Raw genomic sequence first — 19,267 nt, forward strand, 5'->3', positions numbered from 1 at the left:
TGCAAGAATCCAAGTGCCGCGATCAGAAGGCGTTTACCTTGAACAAAACTCAAACAGCAAAGATCAACACGCTCTAGCTACCGCACGATTTACGGACGATGAGTGTGGTAGGCATTAATACATCTTCTGGCGATTCGCCATTAATTAACGCAATTAAATTATCCACTAACAATTCACCCGCAAGTTTAGTGTCTTGTTTAGCAGTAGTTAATGAAGGAATAGTAAAGCTCGAAATGGCGATATCATCAAAGCCGACTACTGCGACTTGTTCAGGTATTTTATAACCATGCTCTTGCAGTGCACGCATCGCACCAATAGCGATTAAATCGCTAGCCCCAAAAATAGCGTCGAAATCAACGCCACTGTTTATCAACTGACAGGCAGCGTCATACCCTGAATCTTCCACAGATATGGCATCAATTTGACGCTTACTTTCAACGGTTAATTTGTTATCTGTTAATGCTTGACAATAGCCATGGTAACGATTCAAAAATTCAGGAGAATGTGTAGAAGCATCCCCTAGAAAAGCGAACATTTTTTTTCCTTGTTTAATCACATGTTCAGTAACCTGATACCCCCCATGAACATTATCACAGCCAACAGATAACACCCGTTCATTATCCACTTTTGCCCCCCATCGAACGAAATGGGTATTTTGCTCACTTAATTGGTTTAACTTTTCTTCATAGTCCATAAAATCGCCGTAACCTAATAAAATTAAGCCATCAGCTTTTTTACTGTCTTCATAGTCAGCATGCCAATCATCACTCAGCTGTTGAAAAGACACTAATAAATCATATCCTTTTTGAGCGCATGCACGGGTTATACTGCCTAACATGGATAAAAAAAACGGGTTAATTAACGAGTCATCGTTAGTAGGATCTTCAAATAATAACAAGGCGATCGTATTACTTTGTTGTGTTCGCAAACTACTGGCATGCTTATCAACTTTGTAATTTAACTCTCGAGCAATGGCTTGCACTTTTTGCCGTGTTTCTTCATTCACTAAAGGGCTATTGCGCAGCGCACGAGAAACTGTAGATTGTGATACACCCGCACGGTAGGCAATATCAAAAGACGTTGCTTTAGACATCAATAGGCCCCATAAAATAGTTATCGTTAAATAGTACCGCCACTAACGCTCTAAGTACATATATTATATAAAATTAATCTGGCTGAATTACCAATTTTGAATTCAATTGCTTAGTTGTTTGAAGCGGAAAACTACTATTGGTTAACTCAACCGTTATACGTTGTTCTAACTTAGCTTGAGACAGTGCTTGTTGATGATTCTTAAAGCGCGTTAACAACTCTGAAAAACGACCACTTTCAATTAAACCTTCTAAAGCTCGCTGAATTTGGTTAGCTAATTTTATATTGTCTTTTTTGACAAAGAAATACATCGCTGATGGGTACTTAAATAATAAATTTTGATCGATATATATGTTGTTTTGATTAAATTTCTCAAATTCTGAATACACTTCCAACACACCACGAAGCGTATAATCGAACAACCCTAACGCGGTATCTTTATATAACGTTTCATACCATGCAGTTTCTACCACATTAAAACCATTATTTTGCAAAATGGTTGCATCTGGCCAGCCTCTGCCTTGGGCTAGCCTGAGCTTTTTTAGTTGCATTAAATCATATTTTTTTTGAAAAACAGGTGCATGCTTATTATTAACCACTGCAATTCGGTAGCCAATCAGGCCTTTCATTAGCGGGATGCGAACAGGTAAAAATTTCGCTTCACGTTCCTTGTTTGTTACGGTCCAAACAACATCAATTAGCTGTTTATCTAAACTTTTTAATTGTCGTTGCAATACCATCGGCAATGAAACAGGAACTAAAGAACAAGCAGTGCCTTTTTCTTGATACAACTGACAAATTTCTTTAAGTAATAAAACAAAATAATCTTTTTGTGGGTCGTTTTCTTCAACGGGTGCATTATAGCGAATAACAATTGGTTGTTCGGCATAACTTTTGGAAGAGTATAAAAACATCAATACTAACAGCTGATTACAGCACAGCATTAAAATAATTTTCTCAGTTATTAATGGTTTCATCAAGGTAACCATTAATCGAAACGTACCGATGATAGACATGTTAACACAAGCGTTTTTCATTAAATGTTAACCCTCTATCAGCACCAAAGATAACTCACTATAGCACAAAAAACAGGCTTTATAGTCTAGATAGCCTATTACAAAGGCAACATGGACTAAGACAAACCAATACGTGGTCCCTCACCTTCAATACAAATAAGAATTAATATCATTTGTATTGTCTTTTTTATAATGCGCTGTATAATCTCGGCCAATAATAATCTCACATAAACTTATTGATACTTTATCAGGGATACCATGAAACCAATATTAAGACTCTCCGCAATAGCTTTCGCCATGCAGGCAACAGTGTTAAACCTTGCAATGGCAGAGGTTACCCTTTCTCCAGATCTTGAAAATATTGAAAAGCTTGTTGTTACAGCAACGGGCTTCGAACAAAAGTTAACTCAAGCGCCTGCGAGTATTTCTATCGTTACCGCTGAAGATATTAAATCTCGCTCATTTACTTCTTTATTAGATGTAGTGAAGTACCAAGAAGGTATTGATATCGGTACAACGCGCGATAAAACTGGCCAAGGTAGTGTTAGCATGCGTGGTCTTACGGGTGAATATACGCTACTGTTAATTGACGGTAAGCGCCAAAATAACCATGGTGATATTTACCCTAATAACTTTGGTGGTAACGCGTTTAATCATATTCCCCCTTTAGAAACAATTGAACGAGTGGAAATTATACGTGGTCCTGCGTCGACTCTTTATGGCGCTGATGCGCTAGGTGGCGTTATCAACGTAATCACTAAAAAGCACACTGATGACTGGAACGGTGCCATTACCTTCGGTCGTAGCTTTCAAACAAACGATGATTTTGGAGATGACATCACCACCGATGTTTCTATTGCCGGCCCAATAATTAAAAATGTATTAAGCGTTGGTTTTCGAGCAAGTGCTTATGATCAACAAGCTTCATCGCCGCAATTTTCTCCAGCGGTTGATCCAAACGGTGATGTCCATGTGAGATCTTTAGGTTTTGGCAGTGGTGGTCGAACGGTTGATAACAACAGTGAACATTACGGTTTTAGTATCAATTATACACCTGCCGAAGGCCATGAGTTATCGTTTGATTATGATAATTCACACCAAGAATATGACAATACACCTGATTATAATGTGGATACTGATACCATTATTTATCCACTTGGCACAAAAGATAGTATTGAAGCTTTATGGCAAGACAGTAAAGGAAGAGTTAACCCAAGAGCTGGTTACGCCGCTGAACAGCAATTTGACCGTCAGTGGTGGTCACTCGCCTACAATGGTGAATTTAGCTTTGGCGCTGTATCAGCCTCACTTGGCTATGTTGACACACAAAACAATGGTCGTACGTTACCTTTAAGTGTTGCTGAACGTCAATTATTGCAAAAAATGTATGACGGTACTGGCGATTATGAAAATATGTCAGAAGATCAGCGCCGTGATCTTGCAGAAGAAACCTTCCTACCTCGTCCTGAGCGTCCGTTAGATAGTAGCCAATATACCTTTGATTTACGTTTTGATGTTCCGATTGATAATGCTGCTGGCGATCATAATTTGGTTTTAGGTTTGCAAGCAATCGACGGCGAGCTGCAAGACGGTGTATTTGGCTTAGAATCAGGTAATGCTGGTGCAATTCAAGAACAAAAGATGTATTCATTGTTTGCAGAAGACAACTGGATGATCACTGATAGCTTTACCCTAACCGCGGGTGTGCGTTTTGATGATCATGATGTATTTGGTAATCAAACATCTCCTCGTGCTTATGCGGTCTACAATATTAATGATGATTGGACCATAAAAGGTGGCGTTAGTACTGGTTATAAAACACCTAAAACAACTGACTTATATGATGGTATTACCGGTTTTGGCGGTCAAGGAACTAGCCCATTTGCTGGCAATCCTGAATTAGAACCTGAAACCAGTGTTAACAGTGAAATTGCTTTGTATTGGAGTAAAGATGAACATAATTTCAACATCACCTATTTCGATACTGAGTTTGAAGATAAAATCGCTAGTGGTGATACCATTCAAAGCTGTGAAGCTACTGCAGGTGTTCGACCTTGTGTAAACTTAGGAGAATACGATCAATTAGGTTATACCACTTACAGTCAAAAAATAAATATCGATAAAGTAACTCTTCAAGGTGTAGAAGTTGCTGGCCGTTTTCAAGTGACAACAGACTGGTCTATTTATGCTAACTATACGTGGACAGATAGTGAACAGCAAAGTGGCTCAGAAGAAGGATTACCATTAACCAATACCGCCGAGCATATGGGTAATATCAACATTGGTTGGGATGCCACTGAAGATTTAAATGTTTATTTACAAAGTGAATATCGTTCTGATCGTTACCGTGGATTTGATTCCATTCACGATCGTGAACTTTACTACAAAAACTATTCGTTATTAAACCTAGGCGCCCGTTGGACACTTAACGATAATGTCATGGTAAATTTACGTGTAAATAACTTGCTCGATAGAGACTTTACATCATATTCAACAAGTTATGATGACTTAAACGGTGATGGAAAGTTCGAGTATTTATCTGGCCGTGGGGTTGTCAGTGAAGTGGTATTCGAAGATGATTATAACGTTAAAGACAAAGCCCGTAACTTTTGGGCAAGTGTTACCGTTAGCTTTTAATTATCAACAAGGCGGCATCATTAAAGTGCCGCCTTATTTTCGGAGTAAAAATGCAAGTAAGTTTTGGATCCATTAGACAGTGGCATTGGGTTAGCTCAGCGTTATGTCTAATTGGCATGTTGGGGTTTGCCATCACAGGTATCACGCTAAACCATGCGGCTGATATTACCGTTACTCCGCAAATAACAACTTTAGAGACAAAGTTACCTGACAATTTACTGAAAAAATTAAGAGCGATAGCCAATGAAAATCCAACAAGTACACCTCCTAAAGCACTTTCATTTTGGTTAGCACAAACCCACTCTTTGCACCTTTCCAATAAGGCGGTTGCAGAATGGTCAGAAGATGAATTGTATATCGTTCATGCAGGTCCGGGTAAAGATACTTGGCTAGCGGTTGATTTTTATAGCAATGAGCTAAGTTATGAAAGTACAGAACGGGGCCTAATCGCCTACTTTAATGACTTACATAAAGGTCGTGACACAGGAATCGCGTGGGGTTGGTTTATAGATGCTTTTTCTGTTGCATGTGTCGTGTTTTGCTTTACTGGTTTACTGCTACTTTACCGACAAAAAAACCACCGTTGGATGACTTGGCCTGTCACTGTATTAGGGGCAATTATTCCCACTATTTTGTTATTACTTTTTGTTCATTAACCATGATTACCAAGGAGAAAACCGTGTTTAAAATCATGTGTAAATTACTGGCAATTGCCAGTGTAATCTTCACTACCAGTGTACATGCTCAGTCATTGTTACAACTAGAGGTCACTATCCCTCGATTACAAGTGGCTGAATATCATAAACCTTATATTGCTGTTTGGTTGGAAGATCAAAAACGTAATACAACACAAATAGCCGTTTGGTACGATGTTGAAATGGAAAATGGCAAAGGTGAAGAATGGCTAGCTGATTTACGTCAATGGTGGCGCAGAGGTGGACGAAAACTTGAAATGCCTATTGATGGCATTACGGGTGCAACTAAAGGGCCGGGAAGTCATAAAATTACCATTGATCTAGCCTCTTTACTTAAAAATCAACGCTCTGGAGATTACAAAATAAGAGTGGAAGCCTCAAGAGAGGTGGGTGGTAGAGAATTGCTTCAAATACCTATTACATTGCCAATCAAATCAAAAGACTTACCTATTACTGTCACGGGTAAGCGAGAATTAGACCAAATTTCATTAACCATCAAAGAATAAACCTTTGTTGCAAGGAGAAAAGCACATGTTATCAACAAATATAATAAAGTTAGCTGTAGTCACGCTAACGATGATTACCATTTCTATACCCGCTCATGCTCATAGAGCGTGGATAAAACCAAGCAAAACCGTGCTATCCGGTGAGCAAAACTACGTCACTTTTGATGCTGCAGTATCGAATACGCTATTTATCCCTGAACATGTTGCCTTTCGCATGAGTTACCTTTCAGCGACCAGCCCTGATGGTAAAGAACTAGCATTTGAAAATGTGGGAAAGGGAAAATACCGCAATACATTTGATTTAAACCTAACTCAAAGCGGTACTTATCGCGTTGGTTCAGCATCTTCTGGTTTACGCGCTTCTTGGAAAGATGCCGAAGGTAAACGCAAAAGATGGCCAGGAAGAGGCGGCCCCGCTAAAGGTGAAACATTTGAAACCGCAGTGCCTAAACAAGCAAACGATCTAAAAGTAACGTACAGTTCATACAGATCAGAAACTTTTGTCACCTTAGGCCAACCTAGCGATGAAATTTTAGCGCCAAGTAATAAAGGGTTAGAACTTGTACCTGTTACTCATCCAAATGATTTATTCGCGACAGAAAAAGCAACGTTCAAGTTTTATATTGACGGTGAACCAGCAGCAAAAACTAAAATTGAAATAACTCGTGGTTCAATGCGTTACAGAAATGCGCCTGAAACCATCAACGTAGAAACAAACGCACAAGGTGAATTTAGCGTAACTTGGCCACACGCCGGCATGTACTTTTTAGAAGCATCGTATGAAGATGATAAAGCAGAAGCGCCAGCAACAAAACGTACTGGTAGTTATTCAGCAACCTTTGAAGTATTACCTCTGTAAGCGATGAGTGAAGAACTACGCATAGTCGTTTCAATGGCACTAGGTATTGCTTGGTGCCTATGGGTTGGTATCAGTTGGTTTCGTCATCGTCCTCGGTTAGCGATTGCCAACAATCAACCCGTATTCGCCTATGCCAGTCAAACTGGCCATGCAAGGGCCGCCGCCCAAACACATACAAATTCCTATAATAATGCCTTATTGATCCCGTTAAATAAGCTAACCCCACAACATTATAGCCTTGCAACAGAAATGCATTTTTTTGTTAGTACCTATGGCGAAGGTGAAGCACCAGACAATGGTCATGGTTTTATTCAATCGTTGAATTCAATTAATCAAGATATTATCCAATCGTTAAAATTTACTGTTACTGCATTAGGGGATAGCCGCTACCCTGCTTTTTGCGCATTCGGTAAACAAGTCTATCAGCAGCTCACCCATATTGGTGCTCAGCCGCTATCCGATATTAGATTCATTGACGCCAACGCAAAAAAAACAGCGGATAAACTACTCGGTTTTACAACAGCAAAGCTAATAAAACGAACACATTTAAATCCTGACAGTGAACACCCTGGCTTATATCAATTGCATTTAGATGCAAAGAATTTAACGTGGAAACCAGGCGATATTTTAGAAGTATTACCGCCAGAAAAAGGTAAATATGGTGCCCCTCGAAGTTATTCAATCGCCAGTGCGGCTAGTGATCTTCACAATGATCAATTAACGTTATTGGTACGCCTGCATATTACTCCAGATGGCAACCAAGGCTTAGCATCACGTTTTCTTACCCAAACCTGTCGTGAAGGAGCCTCACTTACCGTAAAGGTAAGAGCTAACCCAAGTTGCCAATTAACCGAAACTAACACCCCACTATTACTTATTGGCGCTGGCAGTGGTTTAGCAGGATTACTCGGTCATATAGAACAACGATCACTCACAGCGAATGCAGGCCCTATTTGGCTAATTTACGGCGAACGTGACCCTGAATGTGATCATCATTTAGCAACTGATATTGCACATTGGCAACAGCAAAAAGTACTGAGCCGTGTTGACCGGGTATTTTCACGCCAAAACGGCGCTGAAAAATATGTACAAGATGTTTTATTAGAACAACCCCAAGCAATAAAAGCATTTCTCAAACAACATGGAGATATCTATGTTTGTGGTAATTTGGCTGGCATGGGAAAAGCTGTACACCATGCATTAACTCAAATATTGGGGCAATCCGCACTTGAATCGCTCACAGCTTCTGGGCGCTATCATCGAGATTTATATTAGATTGTTTTTTTATGTCAAGGTTATAAAACCTCACATAAAAAAAATGGGTTATCAATAACATTATTTTGTTATTGATAACCCATTTGATCTTTGTTTTTCTTCAGTAATAAGCAACCATCAGTGATGAGTCAGCTTTTTAGCGAAAAATTAACAGTCTTTATCTTCAGTATCTAATTTATCTTTCGCTTCTTCACAAAGATCTTCTGCTTTATTCTCAGCATCGGTCATTGCTTCATCTACAGTTTCACCAGCATCTTCTGCTGGGCCATCTGAACAACCTGCTAGCGCCATCACTAATGTTAATAATGTAATTTTAATATAAGTAGAGATGTTTTCCATTTAATAGCTCCTTTGCCATAACAATTAAAAATCAGTTTACGCCACCGCTTTACGGTGGCGATTAGTTAAACCTTTGGTTTACGAATTATTTGTACAATAAACGACAACACAACAAGCGCGAGAAAGATAAAAAATAATATCTTAGCGATTCCTGCTGCCGCACCTGCAATACCACCAAAACCTAACAACGCGGCGATAATTGCCAAAACAAGAAATGTGAGTGACCAACCTAACATAGTAATCTCCTTGTAAGTTTACACGGTATTACGCTGATGCTTGTTGCAAGGCTTTCATTTCATCGTGACAGGCTTGCATACGTATTTGAATTTGACTTAATGCGATATTACACGGCTCTGGTAAAGATGCTTCCATTGCGTCTGATAACTTATCAAGCACTCTATCTTCCACTTCTTCTAACTGATCAAGATATGTGTGTTCTTTATCGGCACGAACAACAGTAAGAAGTTTAGTATACTTTTCGCGCATAGTGACAATTAAATCTGAATCATCTTCAATTTCACCTTCATCAATAAGCACATACGTTTGTAATTCTGAAATAGCTCTTGTTTTTTCAGTGATCATTTTATTAAAAATAGTCGCTAGCGTGTTATCAGATAACTCTTCTTTAGCTTCTTTATAAAATTCAACACCACCATTAAGTACCTTAATTAATTCCTTAACAGGGCTCATATCGTAATTTGATAATGACATAAATACTCCTTAACTTTGGTTGTTTAAAAGTAATTTTACTTAATTCAACATTAAAAATGCACAAGACATGCCAACAACAAAACACAATAAAAACAAAGCATTAAAATAATTCACTTATCTAATGCCAGCAATATTTACATGGCTATTGTAACTTTTACTGTTTATCAAAAAACAATGCTTTATCGAATTTGATATCGAATAGGCACGACTACCGATAACGGTTTTTTTGAAAGATGTGCAGGAGGTTTAGGCAGAGGGCCAGCTTGAGCTATCAAAGTTAACGTGGCACGATCAAGTAAGTGAACACCACTCGGTTCAGCCAATGATGCATCTAAGATATCCCCCTGACGATTAATTTTAAAATGAACAGTCACAACGCCTTGTCGTTTTTGCTTTAATGCAATTAACGGGTACCTTTTTAAGCGCTCTAGGTGCGCCTGTACTTTATGCTGCCATTGCGCCATGGCTAACTCATCTTTATTTTTTGCGACAGCATTATTGTTTGGCTGAATGTCAGACTTTAAAGACACTTGCATATTAGCGCTATTCGCATTTTGCACGTCTACGTCATCAACTGGCTCTGCTTCGAAAATGTTAGTTTCTGTTGCTTTCACAACGTTTTCAGTTGGTTCTTCGCTGGTCTCTTCATGTGGTTTATTTTGTTCTTTATTAATGGTTTTCTTTGTCTCATTAATATTATCTGTTTGAGGCGTTTCTTTTACAATATGTTGTCCGTTGTCTGCTTCAATCGCAGTTATCAACTCAGGCTGTGGTTTATCAACCTGCTGTTCAACCACCTTTTTAGGCACTTTCAATTCATTAGGTGTCACTGTTTGGCTGGGAGGTATAAACGACACAACAATCGCGGAAGGTGGTGCGGCAATAGGTTTAATCTCTTGCTCTTCAAATATCATCATTGAAGCAATTGCAACGGTATGAAGTAACATCACTACACTAAAAGCAATAAGCCAGCTTTTATGCAGAAAAACCCATTGAAGTGCTGAACTTAACTTTTTTCTTAGAAACATTGATCGGCTCACGTTATTCAGTTTCCGGCACAGCAACTAAACCGATATTAGAAATGCCCTGAGATCTTATTACATTCATCAGTTGCATTAATTGCTGATAATCAATGTGTTTATCAGCCTGAATATAGACTAAAGGCTGTTCTTGCTTCGCCACTAATGTCGTAATAACACTGGGAAGTTTTGTTAGTGCAACAGGCTCTTGATCAATGAAATAATCGCCTTGACTATCAATTGTCACAATCACTGCTTCTGAAACGGCACTATCATTTTCAACGTTACTGGCAGGTAATTCGATAGGCACGCTCACTGTTGCTAATGGTGCAACCACCATGAAAATAATCAGTAATACCAGCATTACATCAATAAAAGGAGTCACGTTGATATCGTGATTCTCCACAAGTTCATCATCAGATTGATTAAATTGCATGATCGTACTCATGATATTTTGTTAATAATTTTAAATCTAATTCTCGCGATACTAGGCGATTGATATACACCGACATATCATTTAGCTGACCAGCAACATGTGCTACTTTTCGGCTAAACAAGTTATAAAGCATCACTGCTGGTATCGCTGCCACTAACCCTAAAGCTGTCGCAAACAATGCCTCTGCAATACCGGGGGCAACAACAGCAAGATCGGTTGTATTACTTTCACTGATACCAATAAAGCTATTCATGATCCCCCAAACCGTACCAAACAAGCCAATAAACGGCGCGGTAGAGCCAACCGTAGCTAAGAAACCTAATTGACTGTTCATTCGTTTTTTTTGTTGCTTTTCAATATCGATTAATGCCATTTGAATACGCTCCTTGATACCTTGGTTTGGCATGTTTTCAGGAGATAAAGTCAACTCATAAAATGGCGCTTCAATCATTTGCTTACTTACCGCACATAGCGAATTTAACGCTTTTAATTCATTCAAACGCTTCACTTGAGTAAACTGATACAAACTCTTACTGAGTTGTGTTTTTAGGTTACTCACCTCTCTATATTTAACACTCGCTATTGTCCAACTGATTATCGAAGCGAATAACAGTAAAATAATCACTGATTTTACAACCCAATCAGCCATTAAAAACATGCCCATAGGCGACAAGTCATGCGGCACTGCATTCGAAGCATTGGCATTAAAAGTGATTAAAAACAAGCTTGCTAAAAAAAGTTTCAAGCAATTTTTGTACGACGTTTGTTCCACAATAAAATTCCAGAATAGATTAAATAAATAAGTAAAATACAGACGATAGACCAGAGTATTGCACCGATGAAACCGAGTACCTCCCCCGTATGTAATGGATACCAAAGTTGGTTGTACTGAGCAGCAATAGATTGCTCTGCAGTGTTATGGTGTGCGAGTTTTTCACCTGTATTGACATCATAAAACACCGTCAACCAGCCCATAGGATGCACGTCATTTTTATGGCGTAACCGAACTGAATATGGTTTGGCAGTATTAGGTTTAGGTAGCCCTAAACTCGTGACCTTCATATTAGGGTATTCTGCTCTGGCTTGTGTTAATACCTGGCTCGCTAATACTGGTGTTTTCACTTTATCTAACGATGTAGGTTTCGCAGGTAATGGCGCAGACTGAGTAATAATAAAAACAAACGGCATAACCACACTTTTAAATGTGACGGTTATTCCGGTAAAAGCTAACATCAATAGCATGGGTAATGCGGCTATTCCCACAAGGTTATGTATGCTAATTCGCTGCTTTTTCTTTATCGCTCTCGATATTGTTCGCCTACGCATCGGCCACCATAAATAAATGCCTACCAAGCTAAGCAACATTAAAATAATGCTGCTCGTCGCGACAATATATCGACCTGTTTGATCGAGTAATAAATTGCGATGAATTCGTTTAATAAACGTTAACGGTAATGTTGGTTTATTTTGTATCGCAGTAATATTTGCATCATACGGATTGATATATAAACGATAAAAAGGACGCTTTTTTCCTACTTGTTTAGAAGCATATATTAAATATGCATGCCAACTCGATTTAGGCGCAACAATCATGTGGAGGGTTAATTCTGGAAATTGATTTTGTGCTGTGGCAACGATATTTTCCATAGGTAACACTGGGAGTTGTAGAGGGTTTGCCACTGTTTGAGGGTTAACCAACGCACGTATATACATATCAAAAGCCAATACAATACCTGTAATGGCGATGAGTAACAGCGGCGCACTGGCCAAAAGTGCCAAATACAAATGCACTTTTCGCCAACATTGACGCTGCTTTAAAGAAGAAAAAATAATATTCATTTGAAAATAAATGCGTGTGAATACACCTTCACACGCATACTCAACTCAGATTAAAATGTGTATTTAAGACCAAGCCATAACGCTCGACCAATATTCGTTTCTTCTGGAATGTCATTACCTTTGATCACAGTGCCATAGTTATGTTCGTCAGTAATGTTTTCAATGCGAGCGGTTAATAATGTTTTAGCATTGAATTGCCAAGAGGCACCTAAATCAAAGAGATGATAGCTTTCACGCTCAATCACATTGCCATCTGCTTGTGTGCTATCAAACCCACTGTTTATAAATGTTTTCCCCCACAATGATACCGTAGGGTTTATGGCATAATTAACTTTCATGCCAAACTGATTTGTAGGAACAGGAGTTACTTGATTACCCCAGAATATATTGCCATTTACATGTGTTCCATCTTCACGGATCGCATCAAGATCAATAATATGAGTGAAGTTTGCCGTTACTGATAAATTATCTGTCAGCATGTGTAACCAGTCTAGTTCAACCCCCTGCTGCTTCACTATCATGCTTTCAATGGCGCCGCCATTACGACGAGGAACACCATCTTGCTCGGTTTCATATAACGCAATATCAACAGAGCCTGTATCCCATTGGTAGTTTGCACCAACTTCATACGTTAACGCTTCAACAACTTCATCTCCTGCTCCATCAGGATTTAACGCATCTGTACCAAAGTTGCCATATTTAGCATAATAGCGATTGAAACCACTCGCAATTGAACCTCGCAGTTTTACACCAGAGGTAAACAAGTAACTACTACTCAATTCGTACGATAATACAGAGTCTGTCACTAGGTTATCGGCTTGCACGTCATTGTTGAGTTCTATTTCATTGTCAAACCACGTGTTTCGTAACCCAACTGTAATGGCTAAATCTTTTTTGTAGGTAAAAGTATTGCTGTTTTTAATCGACTTATCATTAAACTGGTTATGCCACTGTTTATCACGGTAGCTATCTATTTTTGAAATTTCGGCACCGACACTGCCGATATAACCCCAATTTTTATCTAGAGATTTACTAAAAAAAGCATTCGTAAATAGTATTTTATTGTCAGTCCCGCGATCTCGGTTACGCGCTTCCCAGATCATATCTGACGTTGATACGACGAGTCCCGCTTGTAAGGACAATTCTTTATCAACCATATGATCTAACACCATTGAACTTACCATCGCACGAGATTTAATCTCATTTAATGCCCCTGCTCGATAAATTAACGGTTTAGAGTTATTACTGATGAATAATGCTTCAAGCCTCGTTTTTTCACTAAAATTCCAACCAAACTTTGCAACACCACCTTTTACCGTTTGCTGTTCCATATTTTGAGGTGTGCCTTGATAATCACCATCTAACCAACGACCAGTGATGTAATAATCTCCTTGCTTAGTGCCATTGGCGAGTTCTAGCTGTACCTGTTTTTCATCTGCTGTGCTGTAATCAGCGCTTATTGCAACATGATCTTTATAATGTCTACCTGACTTTATTTGAGTAACAATCGTACCACCATCAGTACCGTCACCGTACATCACTCCTTGACTGCCCTTATGAACAGTTACACTTTCAATGGCACCATTTGGAATTAAAGTTTGACTATAACCCCCCCCTTCGGTTTCAGTTAAACGAAAAGTGGGTAAACCATCAATCGACGTTGCGGCTCCAAAATCACCAAATGTTCTAATTTTAGTGCCACCACCAAAGTGACCAGATGAACCGGGCGATGTCAGCATGCCACTTACACTATGCTGTAAACTATTTAACGTTTTAACCGCATTTTGGTAATTAAGTTCACCTCCTGAAACTTGAACACTTGAGCGGCTAACAGAAGATGCTTCTACAGCTTGCTTACGCAACGATTGTGCTTGATGAACGCTGCTGGCGCTTACGTCGATTTCATCAAGCATAACCTGTTCACTTGATTTAATATTCCTGGTGTTGCTCTGATCTTCAGCAGCATAAGAATAGCTCGAAAATGCTGACACTAACGCTATGGCTATACTTAGTTTACTCAGTTTTACACCATGAGCTTGGCGGGGATGAACGCGAGTTAACACAAAAAACCTCTCTATATAAATGTTAATACAACTCTAAATGAGAATGATTATACATACCATTAACATTAATTGCATACTTAATTCACTTAAAATCAACAAGAATAAAAACACCTTGTCATGCTGAACTTAAAAATATAGACACCAACCAATTGTTCTATAAGGATTAATAAATAAAACGAGATTAAATTTTAAAAATGCAACACGTTTACATTAACTAACCTAATAGTGTTCGCTTTAATTAACGCCGATACCGGCTCAGCGAAAAGCTTTATACCTTGAAAAGAAGTACAACTGAAAAGGTTTACTTTACTAACTAATTAAGAATAAGTATCATTTACAATTAATAATTTAACTACCGCAAGCTCTCTATAAAAGGAATCATGACTCCATGAATGTATTAAGCAAAAAATGCGTACATCTACTTAAATCTTTAGTGGTATGTAGCGCTTTATTCACGATATCTGCACAAGCAAATGGGCCGGTAGGCGACCATGTTAATCATTTATCAAAACACTTACCCGCTTATGAAAAAGAAGTGCATTGGTTAATTGAAAAAGTAGACGGGATCGTAAGCCGTTATCATAAAGATGGTGCAAAAGCGGCACACGCTGATGCAGTTGTTGAACATTGGGAAGCGATTAAATTTCATGCAGCTATCGAAACAAATTATGTTTTAGTTTATGCCTCTATTTGGCAAGGGCTTTTTGCCGTTAAAGAGAGCATAGATAAAGGCTTACCAATAAACGATGTAAGAAACGAACAAACAAAATTAACCCAAGCATTATGGCAAGGTTTAGGTGCAGTAAAAATGGCTGCTACGCTACAAGACAAAGGCCTTTTAGCTCAGATTCAAACACGAGAAGGAGCGCCCACAAACTCAATTGAAGCTCTAGATACAATAAATACACGCTTAAATAGAGTCGTAGCAAAGTACGCCGAAAAACTAATCGATACCTCTGTAAAAATGGTCGCAGAAACCTATTTGAATTTATTTGAAGGTGTTGAAGGAGAACTTATTGCGTTAGACGCCAATTTAGTGGAAGATCTAGAAAAAGATTTCAATGTTACCCTACCTAAGGCAATAAAATCTCATGCAAGCGTTGAAGATGTTCGTCAAATTGTTACATCCATGACCAACAAAATTAACCGCGCAAGTAGCTTAATTAAAAACAATACCAACAATAAAAAGGACGTATTTTAATAATGCACCGTAGAACACTGCTTCAAACATTATCACTGGCTAGTTTGGCAGGCGCCCTACCCGGCTTATCTTTTAGTGCTCTCGCAAATAGTATCAAAAGCTATTCTGTTGAAGAGTTACCTAAGCTTGAAGGCGAGCTCACTCTCTATCTTGGGCGTGGTGAAGGTGGTTTGTATGAAGATGTTCTTAATGCTATTAAAAAGCGTAACCCTAATTTTGATTTGAAAATTCGTCGAGGGCCAACAGCAGCCCTCGCTAACATGCTACTCGCAGAAGCAAAAGCTGGCGTTTCACGCGCTGACCTTTTTTGGGCGGTTGATTCAGGCGCTATCGGACAAGTCGCTCAAGCAGGTTTAGCAAAACCATTACCTACTGATATTACCGCTCAATTAAAACCTGAATTCCGCTTTCATAATTGGGCACCTATCACTGGCCGTATTCGTACGTTGCCCTACAATCCTACGAAAGTTGGCAGTAAGCAAATACCGACCAGTATTATGGATTTACCTAATACTGACTTAACCATCGCTTGGGCACCATCATATGCTTCCTTTCAGTCATTTGTTACGGCGATGCGATTATTAGAAGGTGAAGCCGCAACCATTCAGTGGCTTAAAGCAATGAAACAAAAAGCAAAGAAGTATGCTGGTGAATTGGGTGTCGTCATGGCTGTTGAGCGCGGAGAAGCGGATATTGGTTTAGCAAACCATTATTACACCTTGCGATTAAAATCGGGGAAGCCTAACGCGAACTTAACATTAGCTTTCACAAATAACGATGCAGGTTGCTTGATCAATGCCTCTGGCATTATTAGCCTCACTGAAAATAAAACAGCGATAGACTTTATTCGTTACTTATTAACAACTGAAGTACAAAGTTACTTATCATCCGAAGCGTATGAAATCCCTCTCGCAGGTAATAATGTACCGCCACAAGGCATACCAACGCTTGATAAAATTTCACCGCCCAATGTAGATTTAACCAAATTGGCTGATGTCAGGCCAACATTAACTTTAATGCGTAAAGCCGGCGTGCTATGAAACCTTGGCCGAAGTCATATATTGTCGCGTTAATTGTCGCGGCCTTAGCATTATTTCCTGTTGGTGTTTTATTCTCTTTAGCGTCAGACAGCTCCCAAGTATTTGACGCCTACAACCTTGAAGTACTGGTAAACACCTTATTACTCATGACGATAACCGCCTTAGGTGCCATATTAATTGGGGTACCTTTAGCTGTTATTTTGACTTATGTACAATTGCCTTGGAAAAAGTTCTGGTTAGTGTTACTCGCAGCCCCGTTAGCAATGCCAAGCTATCTAGGCGCATTCACCTTTTATGCAACCTTTGGCTATAGTGGTGAATTGAATGCATTTACAGGGATAGAAACGCCCCCTTTTGATGGCTTGTTTGGGGCTAGTGTGATCATGATCTTTTACACCTACCCATTTGTGTTACTTAGTACACGTGCGGCATTAAGCAGTTTAGATGCTAGCCAAGTTTACGCAGCAAGAACACTAGGTATGTCGTTATTAACGAGTTTATGGCGTATCGCATTACCTCGAATTTTTAACGGCATAGCCGCTGGGGCATTGCTTGCTTCGTTATATGCATTGTCAGATTTTGGTACACCTGCATTCATGGGGTTAGATACCTTTACCCGCGTTATTTACGTTGAATACAATGCTTTTGGTTTAAGCCAAGCAGCGATGTTGTCTTTACAGTTATTGGTGATTGTAGCATTAGTTTTATACCTTGAAGCCCAAGTGAAAGGTAGTCAAGAACCCCCCGGGAAACACTTAGTATTTTGGCCTAATAAAAAGCAACAATTACTCATCATAAGTGGCATGTTTCCCATCGTGTTATTTGCCTTAGTGCTGCCTTTAGCGGTATTTTCCATCTGGTTATGGCGAGATGGTTTGGGTAACTTTGAGCTTTCTTATGCGTGGAATTCAGCTCAAGCTTCTTTACTCGCTGCAATGGCTGCAATGATCATTGCCCTTCCTCTTGCCCATGCTTCTTTAAAAGGAAAAGCCGGCAAGTTAATGGAACGAATTATTTTTGTTGGCTTTGGTATACCAGGCATAGTAATGGGTACAGCACTCGTTTATATTGGCTTACAGCTACCCTTTTTGTACCAAACACTCGGTCTGCTAGTGTTGGCTTATTTATTACGTTTTCTTCCTTTAGCCATTGGCAGTATTAGAACCGCGACAGAAAATTTAGATACTTCTATGGTCAACGCTGCTAGGCTACTGGGTGCAAGTCCACAAGAAGCTTTTCGACGAGTAACCTTACCATTAACCATGCGCGGTGTGATTGCAGGCGGCGCACTCGTCTTTTTAGAAGCCATGCGTGAATTACCCGCAACGTTATTATTAGGCCCTACTGGCTACGAAACCTTAGCCACCTATTTATGGCGTGTATATGAAGCAGGCTATTTTGGTTTAGCTGCTATTCCAGGCTTATTATTGATTTTTATTTCCGCTCTTGGTTTATTATTAATGCTCACTGGTGAGCGGTTTAATGATATTGAATTTAATAAGGAAACACAGATTAAATGATTGAAGTAACCAATTTAAGCATTAACTATGGTGATAATACTGTCGTTAACAATCTGAGCTTTTCCTTAGCGCAAAAAGAGATACTGATGCTTGTTGGGCCCACAGGCTGTGGTAAATCAACAATTCTAAAAGCAATAGCAGGGTTATTACCGATAAAATCGGGCGAGATCAAACACCAATCTTGGACTGCAACAGCCAAAAAACACATAGCACCTGAAAAACGAAAGCTGGGTATGGTGTTTCAAGATTTTGCCTTATTCCCACATTTAACCGTCATAGAAAATGTAAGTTTTCGATTAAAAAGCCCTGAAAAAGCAGAGCATTGGCTAGCAGTTTTAGGCCTTAGCAATTTCAAACACGTTAAACCCAATCAGCTTTCAGGTGGTCAAAAGCAACGTGTTGCATTAGCACGTACTTTAGCGCATGAACCAGCACTAGTGTTGTTAGATGAGCCTCTTTCTAGTCTTGATGCTGCGTTAAAAGATGAATTACGATGGCAGATCCGCAGCGCCTTAAAAGAAGCCGGTGTACCTGCTATTTGGGTGACACATGATCAAGAAGAAGCGCTTTCTATTGGTGATAAAGTTGGCGTGTTGTTAAACGGCAAACTTGAACAACTTGCACCACCACACGAATGCTACACAACACCCGTTAATAAATTTGTTGCTCGCTTTTTAGGTGATGCTAATTTTATTCAAGGTGAATACGCTAAAACAGAAGGAGTTGTTACCAGTATTATGGGTAAAAGCGTTATTCATATTAACGAGAACCTCGAAGATAACGTTGAACTATTAGTGCGACCAGAAGACCTTAATTTACAAGCTAATGACAAGGGTATAGGTAAAATTATTTGGTCGCGTTATGAAGGTAAAAGTCGATTATTTCTCGTAGAGCTCGCAACAGGCGAACAATTAAAAGTAAGACAAAGCAATACACTGCAACTTGAAACAGGGCAAAATGTCAGTATTGCCATCAATACAGCAAGTAAGTTAAATGCTTATAACTTAGGTTAGTTTTAG

19 protein-coding genes are annotated in these 19,267 nt (G+C 39.2%); 9 read left to right on the forward strand and 10 right to left on the reverse strand.

Annotated elements, in window-relative coordinates; all coding sequences use genetic code 11:
- Positions 1 to 73: 73 nt before the first annotated feature.
- Positions 74 to 1,096: a LacI family DNA-binding transcriptional regulator gene (locus tag Q4489_RS16405; protein WP_303482475.1), complete on the reverse strand. Its 1,023-nt coding sequence runs from the start codon at positions 1,094 to 1,096 to the stop codon at positions 74 to 76.
- 70 nt (positions 1,097 to 1,166) lie between these two features.
- Positions 1,167 to 2,129 (reverse strand): transporter substrate-binding domain-containing protein, encoded by a 963-nt coding sequence (locus Q4489_RS16410; RefSeq protein WP_303482478.1) that lies wholly within the window; start codon positions 2,127 to 2,129, stop codon positions 1,167 to 1,169.
- Positions 2,130 to 2,405: 276 nt separating this feature from the next.
- Here Q4489_RS16410 and Q4489_RS16415 point away from each other — a divergent pair, with 276 nt between their 5' ends.
- From Q4489_RS16415 to Q4489_RS16435, 5 genes are read left to right on the forward strand one after another with little or no spacing between them, the layout of a single operon-like run.
- A complete protein-coding gene (locus Q4489_RS16415; RefSeq protein WP_303482562.1) occupies positions 2,406 to 4,745 on the forward strand; it encodes a TonB-dependent receptor in 2,340 nt (779 codons plus the stop codon).
- Between the two features lie 50 nt (positions 4,746 to 4,795).
- The gene (locus Q4489_RS16420; RefSeq protein ID WP_303482481.1) at positions 4,796 to 5,401 is read left to right on the forward strand and encodes a PepSY-associated TM helix domain-containing protein; all 606 of its coding nucleotides are present in this window, start codon (positions 4,796 to 4,798) and stop codon (positions 5,399 to 5,401) included.
- A gap of 23 nt (positions 5,402 to 5,424) precedes the next feature.
- Positions 5,425 to 5,946 (forward strand): DUF2271 domain-containing protein, encoded by a 522-nt coding sequence (locus Q4489_RS16425; RefSeq protein WP_303482482.1) that lies wholly within the window; start codon positions 5,425 to 5,427, stop codon positions 5,944 to 5,946.
- A 25-nt stretch (positions 5,947 to 5,971) separates the two neighbouring features.
- Positions 5,972 to 6,805 (forward strand): DUF4198 domain-containing protein, encoded by an 834-nt coding sequence (locus Q4489_RS16430; RefSeq protein WP_303482483.1) that lies wholly within the window; start codon positions 5,972 to 5,974, stop codon positions 6,803 to 6,805.
- 3 nt (positions 6,806 to 6,808) lie between these two features.
- The gene (locus Q4489_RS16435) at positions 6,809 to 8,080 is read left to right on the forward strand and encodes a flavodoxin domain-containing protein (protein ID WP_303482486.1); all 1,272 of its coding nucleotides are present in this window, start codon (positions 6,809 to 6,811) and stop codon (positions 8,078 to 8,080) included.
- 147 nt (positions 8,081 to 8,227) lie between these two features.
- On the opposite strand, the gene Q4489_RS16440 is transcribed toward Q4489_RS16435, so the two are convergent.
- The 8 genes from Q4489_RS16440 to Q4489_RS16475 form a co-directional block, all read right to left on the reverse strand.
- Positions 8,228 to 8,419, reverse strand: a complete 192-nt coding sequence (locus Q4489_RS16440; protein ID WP_074498758.1) for a hypothetical protein — start codon at positions 8,417 to 8,419, stop codon at positions 8,228 to 8,230.
- A 65-nt stretch (positions 8,420 to 8,484) separates the two neighbouring features.
- Complete coding sequence (locus Q4489_RS16445) at positions 8,485 to 8,655, reverse strand: DUF1328 domain-containing protein (protein ID WP_074498759.1); 171 nt, start codon at positions 8,653 to 8,655, stop codon at positions 8,485 to 8,487.
- Positions 8,656 to 8,683: 28 nt separating this feature from the next.
- Positions 8,684 to 9,130 (reverse strand): PA2169 family four-helix-bundle protein, encoded by a 447-nt coding sequence (locus Q4489_RS16450; RefSeq protein WP_303482493.1) that lies wholly within the window; start codon positions 9,128 to 9,130, stop codon positions 8,684 to 8,686.
- A gap of 179 nt (positions 9,131 to 9,309) precedes the next feature.
- A complete protein-coding gene (locus tag Q4489_RS16455; RefSeq protein ID WP_303482496.1) occupies positions 9,310 to 10,158 on the reverse strand; it encodes an energy transducer TonB in 849 nt (282 codons plus the stop codon).
- A gap of 13 nt (positions 10,159 to 10,171) precedes the next feature.
- Positions 10,172 to 10,585, reverse strand: coding sequence for a biopolymer transporter ExbD (locus Q4489_RS16460; protein WP_303482499.1), 414 nt, complete (start codon positions 10,583 to 10,585; stop codon positions 10,172 to 10,174).
- A complete protein-coding gene (exbB, locus tag Q4489_RS16465) occupies positions 10,575 to 11,330 on the reverse strand; it encodes a tonB-system energizer ExbB (protein WP_303482502.1) in 756 nt (251 codons plus the stop codon). The genes Q4489_RS16460 and exbB overlap by 11 nt, the downstream gene beginning before the upstream one ends.
- Positions 11,327 to 12,424, reverse strand: coding sequence for a PepSY domain-containing protein (locus Q4489_RS16470; protein ID WP_303482504.1), 1,098 nt, complete (start codon positions 12,422 to 12,424; stop codon positions 11,327 to 11,329). The genes exbB and Q4489_RS16470 overlap by 4 nt, the downstream gene beginning before the upstream one ends.
- A 50-nt stretch (positions 12,425 to 12,474) precedes the next feature.
- Positions 12,475 to 14,487, reverse strand: a complete 2,013-nt coding sequence (locus Q4489_RS16475) for a TonB-dependent receptor (RefSeq protein WP_303482506.1) — start codon at positions 14,485 to 14,487, stop codon at positions 12,475 to 12,477.
- Positions 14,488 to 14,875: 388 nt separating this feature from the next.
- Between Q4489_RS16475 and Q4489_RS16480 the strand changes: the two genes are divergently transcribed.
- Genes Q4489_RS16480 through Q4489_RS16495 form a run of 4 tightly spaced genes read left to right on the forward strand, consistent with a single transcriptional unit; the run spans position 14,876 to position 19,261 of the window.
- Positions 14,876 to 15,688: a hypothetical protein gene (locus tag Q4489_RS16480; RefSeq protein WP_303482508.1), complete on the forward strand. Its 813-nt coding sequence runs from the start codon at positions 14,876 to 14,878 to the stop codon at positions 15,686 to 15,688.
- A gap of 2 nt (positions 15,689 to 15,690) precedes the next feature.
- Positions 15,691 to 16,728 (forward strand): extracellular solute-binding protein, encoded by a 1,038-nt coding sequence (locus tag Q4489_RS16485; RefSeq protein WP_303482511.1) that lies wholly within the window; start codon positions 15,691 to 15,693, stop codon positions 16,726 to 16,728.
- On the forward strand, positions 16,725 to 18,248 hold the full coding sequence (locus tag Q4489_RS16490; RefSeq protein ID WP_303482514.1) for an iron ABC transporter permease: 1,524 nt from the start codon (positions 16,725 to 16,727) through the stop codon (positions 18,246 to 18,248). The genes Q4489_RS16485 and Q4489_RS16490 overlap by 4 nt, the downstream gene beginning before the upstream one ends.
- The gene (locus Q4489_RS16495) at positions 18,245 to 19,261 is read left to right on the forward strand and encodes an ABC transporter ATP-binding protein (RefSeq protein ID WP_303482517.1); all 1,017 of its coding nucleotides are present in this window, start codon (positions 18,245 to 18,247) and stop codon (positions 19,259 to 19,261) included. Before Q4489_RS16490 ends, Q4489_RS16495 begins: the two co-directional genes overlap by 4 nt.
- Positions 19,262 to 19,267 lie beyond the last annotated feature (6 nt).

The organism is Thalassotalea sp. 1_MG-2023, from assembly GCF_030546745.1.
GTDB lineage: Bacteria > Pseudomonadota > Gammaproteobacteria > Enterobacterales > Alteromonadaceae > Thalassotalea_C.

Coding starts and splice junctions, on each gene's coding strand:
- Q4489_RS16410 (WP_303482478.1), bottom strand. CDS start 2,129: ATGAAAAACGCTTGTGTTAACATGTCTATCATCGGTACGTTTCGATTA.
- Q4489_RS16415 (WP_303482562.1), top strand. CDS start 2,406: ATGCAGGCAACAGTGTTAAACCTTGCAATGGCAGAGGTTACCCTTTCT.
- Q4489_RS16420 (WP_303482481.1), top strand. CDS start 4,796: ATGCAAGTAAGTTTTGGATCCATTAGACAGTGGCATTGGGTTAGCTCA.
- Q4489_RS16430 (WP_303482483.1), top strand. CDS start 5,972: ATGTTATCAACAAATATAATAAAGTTAGCTGTAGTCACGCTAACGATG.
- Q4489_RS16435 (WP_303482486.1), top strand. CDS start 6,809: ATGAGTGAAGAACTACGCATAGTCGTTTCAATGGCACTAGGTATTGCT.
- Q4489_RS16440 (WP_074498758.1), bottom strand. CDS start 8,419: ATGGAAAACATCTCTACTTATATTAAAATTACATTATTAACATTAGTG.
- Q4489_RS16445 (WP_074498759.1), bottom strand. CDS start 8,655: ATGTTAGGTTGGTCACTCACATTTCTTGTTTTGGCAATTATCGCCGCG.
- Q4489_RS16450 (WP_303482493.1), bottom strand. CDS start 9,130: ATGTCATTATCAAATTACGATATGAGCCCTGTTAAGGAATTAATTAAG.
- Q4489_RS16455 (WP_303482496.1), bottom strand. CDS start 10,158: ATGTTTCTAAGAAAAAAGTTAAGTTCAGCACTTCAATGGGTTTTTCTG.
- Q4489_RS16460 (WP_303482499.1), bottom strand. CDS start 10,585: ATGCAATTTAATCAATCTGATGATGAACTTGTGGAGAATCACGATATC.
- Q4489_RS16470 (WP_303482504.1), bottom strand. CDS start 12,424: ATGAATATTATTTTTTCTTCTTTAAAGCAGCGTCAATGTTGGCGAAAA.
- Q4489_RS16480 (WP_303482508.1), top strand. CDS start 14,876: ATGAATGTATTAAGCAAAAAATGCGTACATCTACTTAAATCTTTAGTG.
- Q4489_RS16485 (WP_303482511.1), top strand. CDS start 15,691: ATGCACCGTAGAACACTGCTTCAAACATTATCACTGGCTAGTTTGGCA.
- Q4489_RS16490 (WP_303482514.1), top strand. CDS start 16,725: ATGAAACCTTGGCCGAAGTCATATATTGTCGCGTTAATTGTCGCGGCC.
- Q4489_RS16495 (WP_303482517.1), top strand. CDS start 18,245: ATGATTGAAGTAACCAATTTAAGCATTAACTATGGTGATAATACTGTC.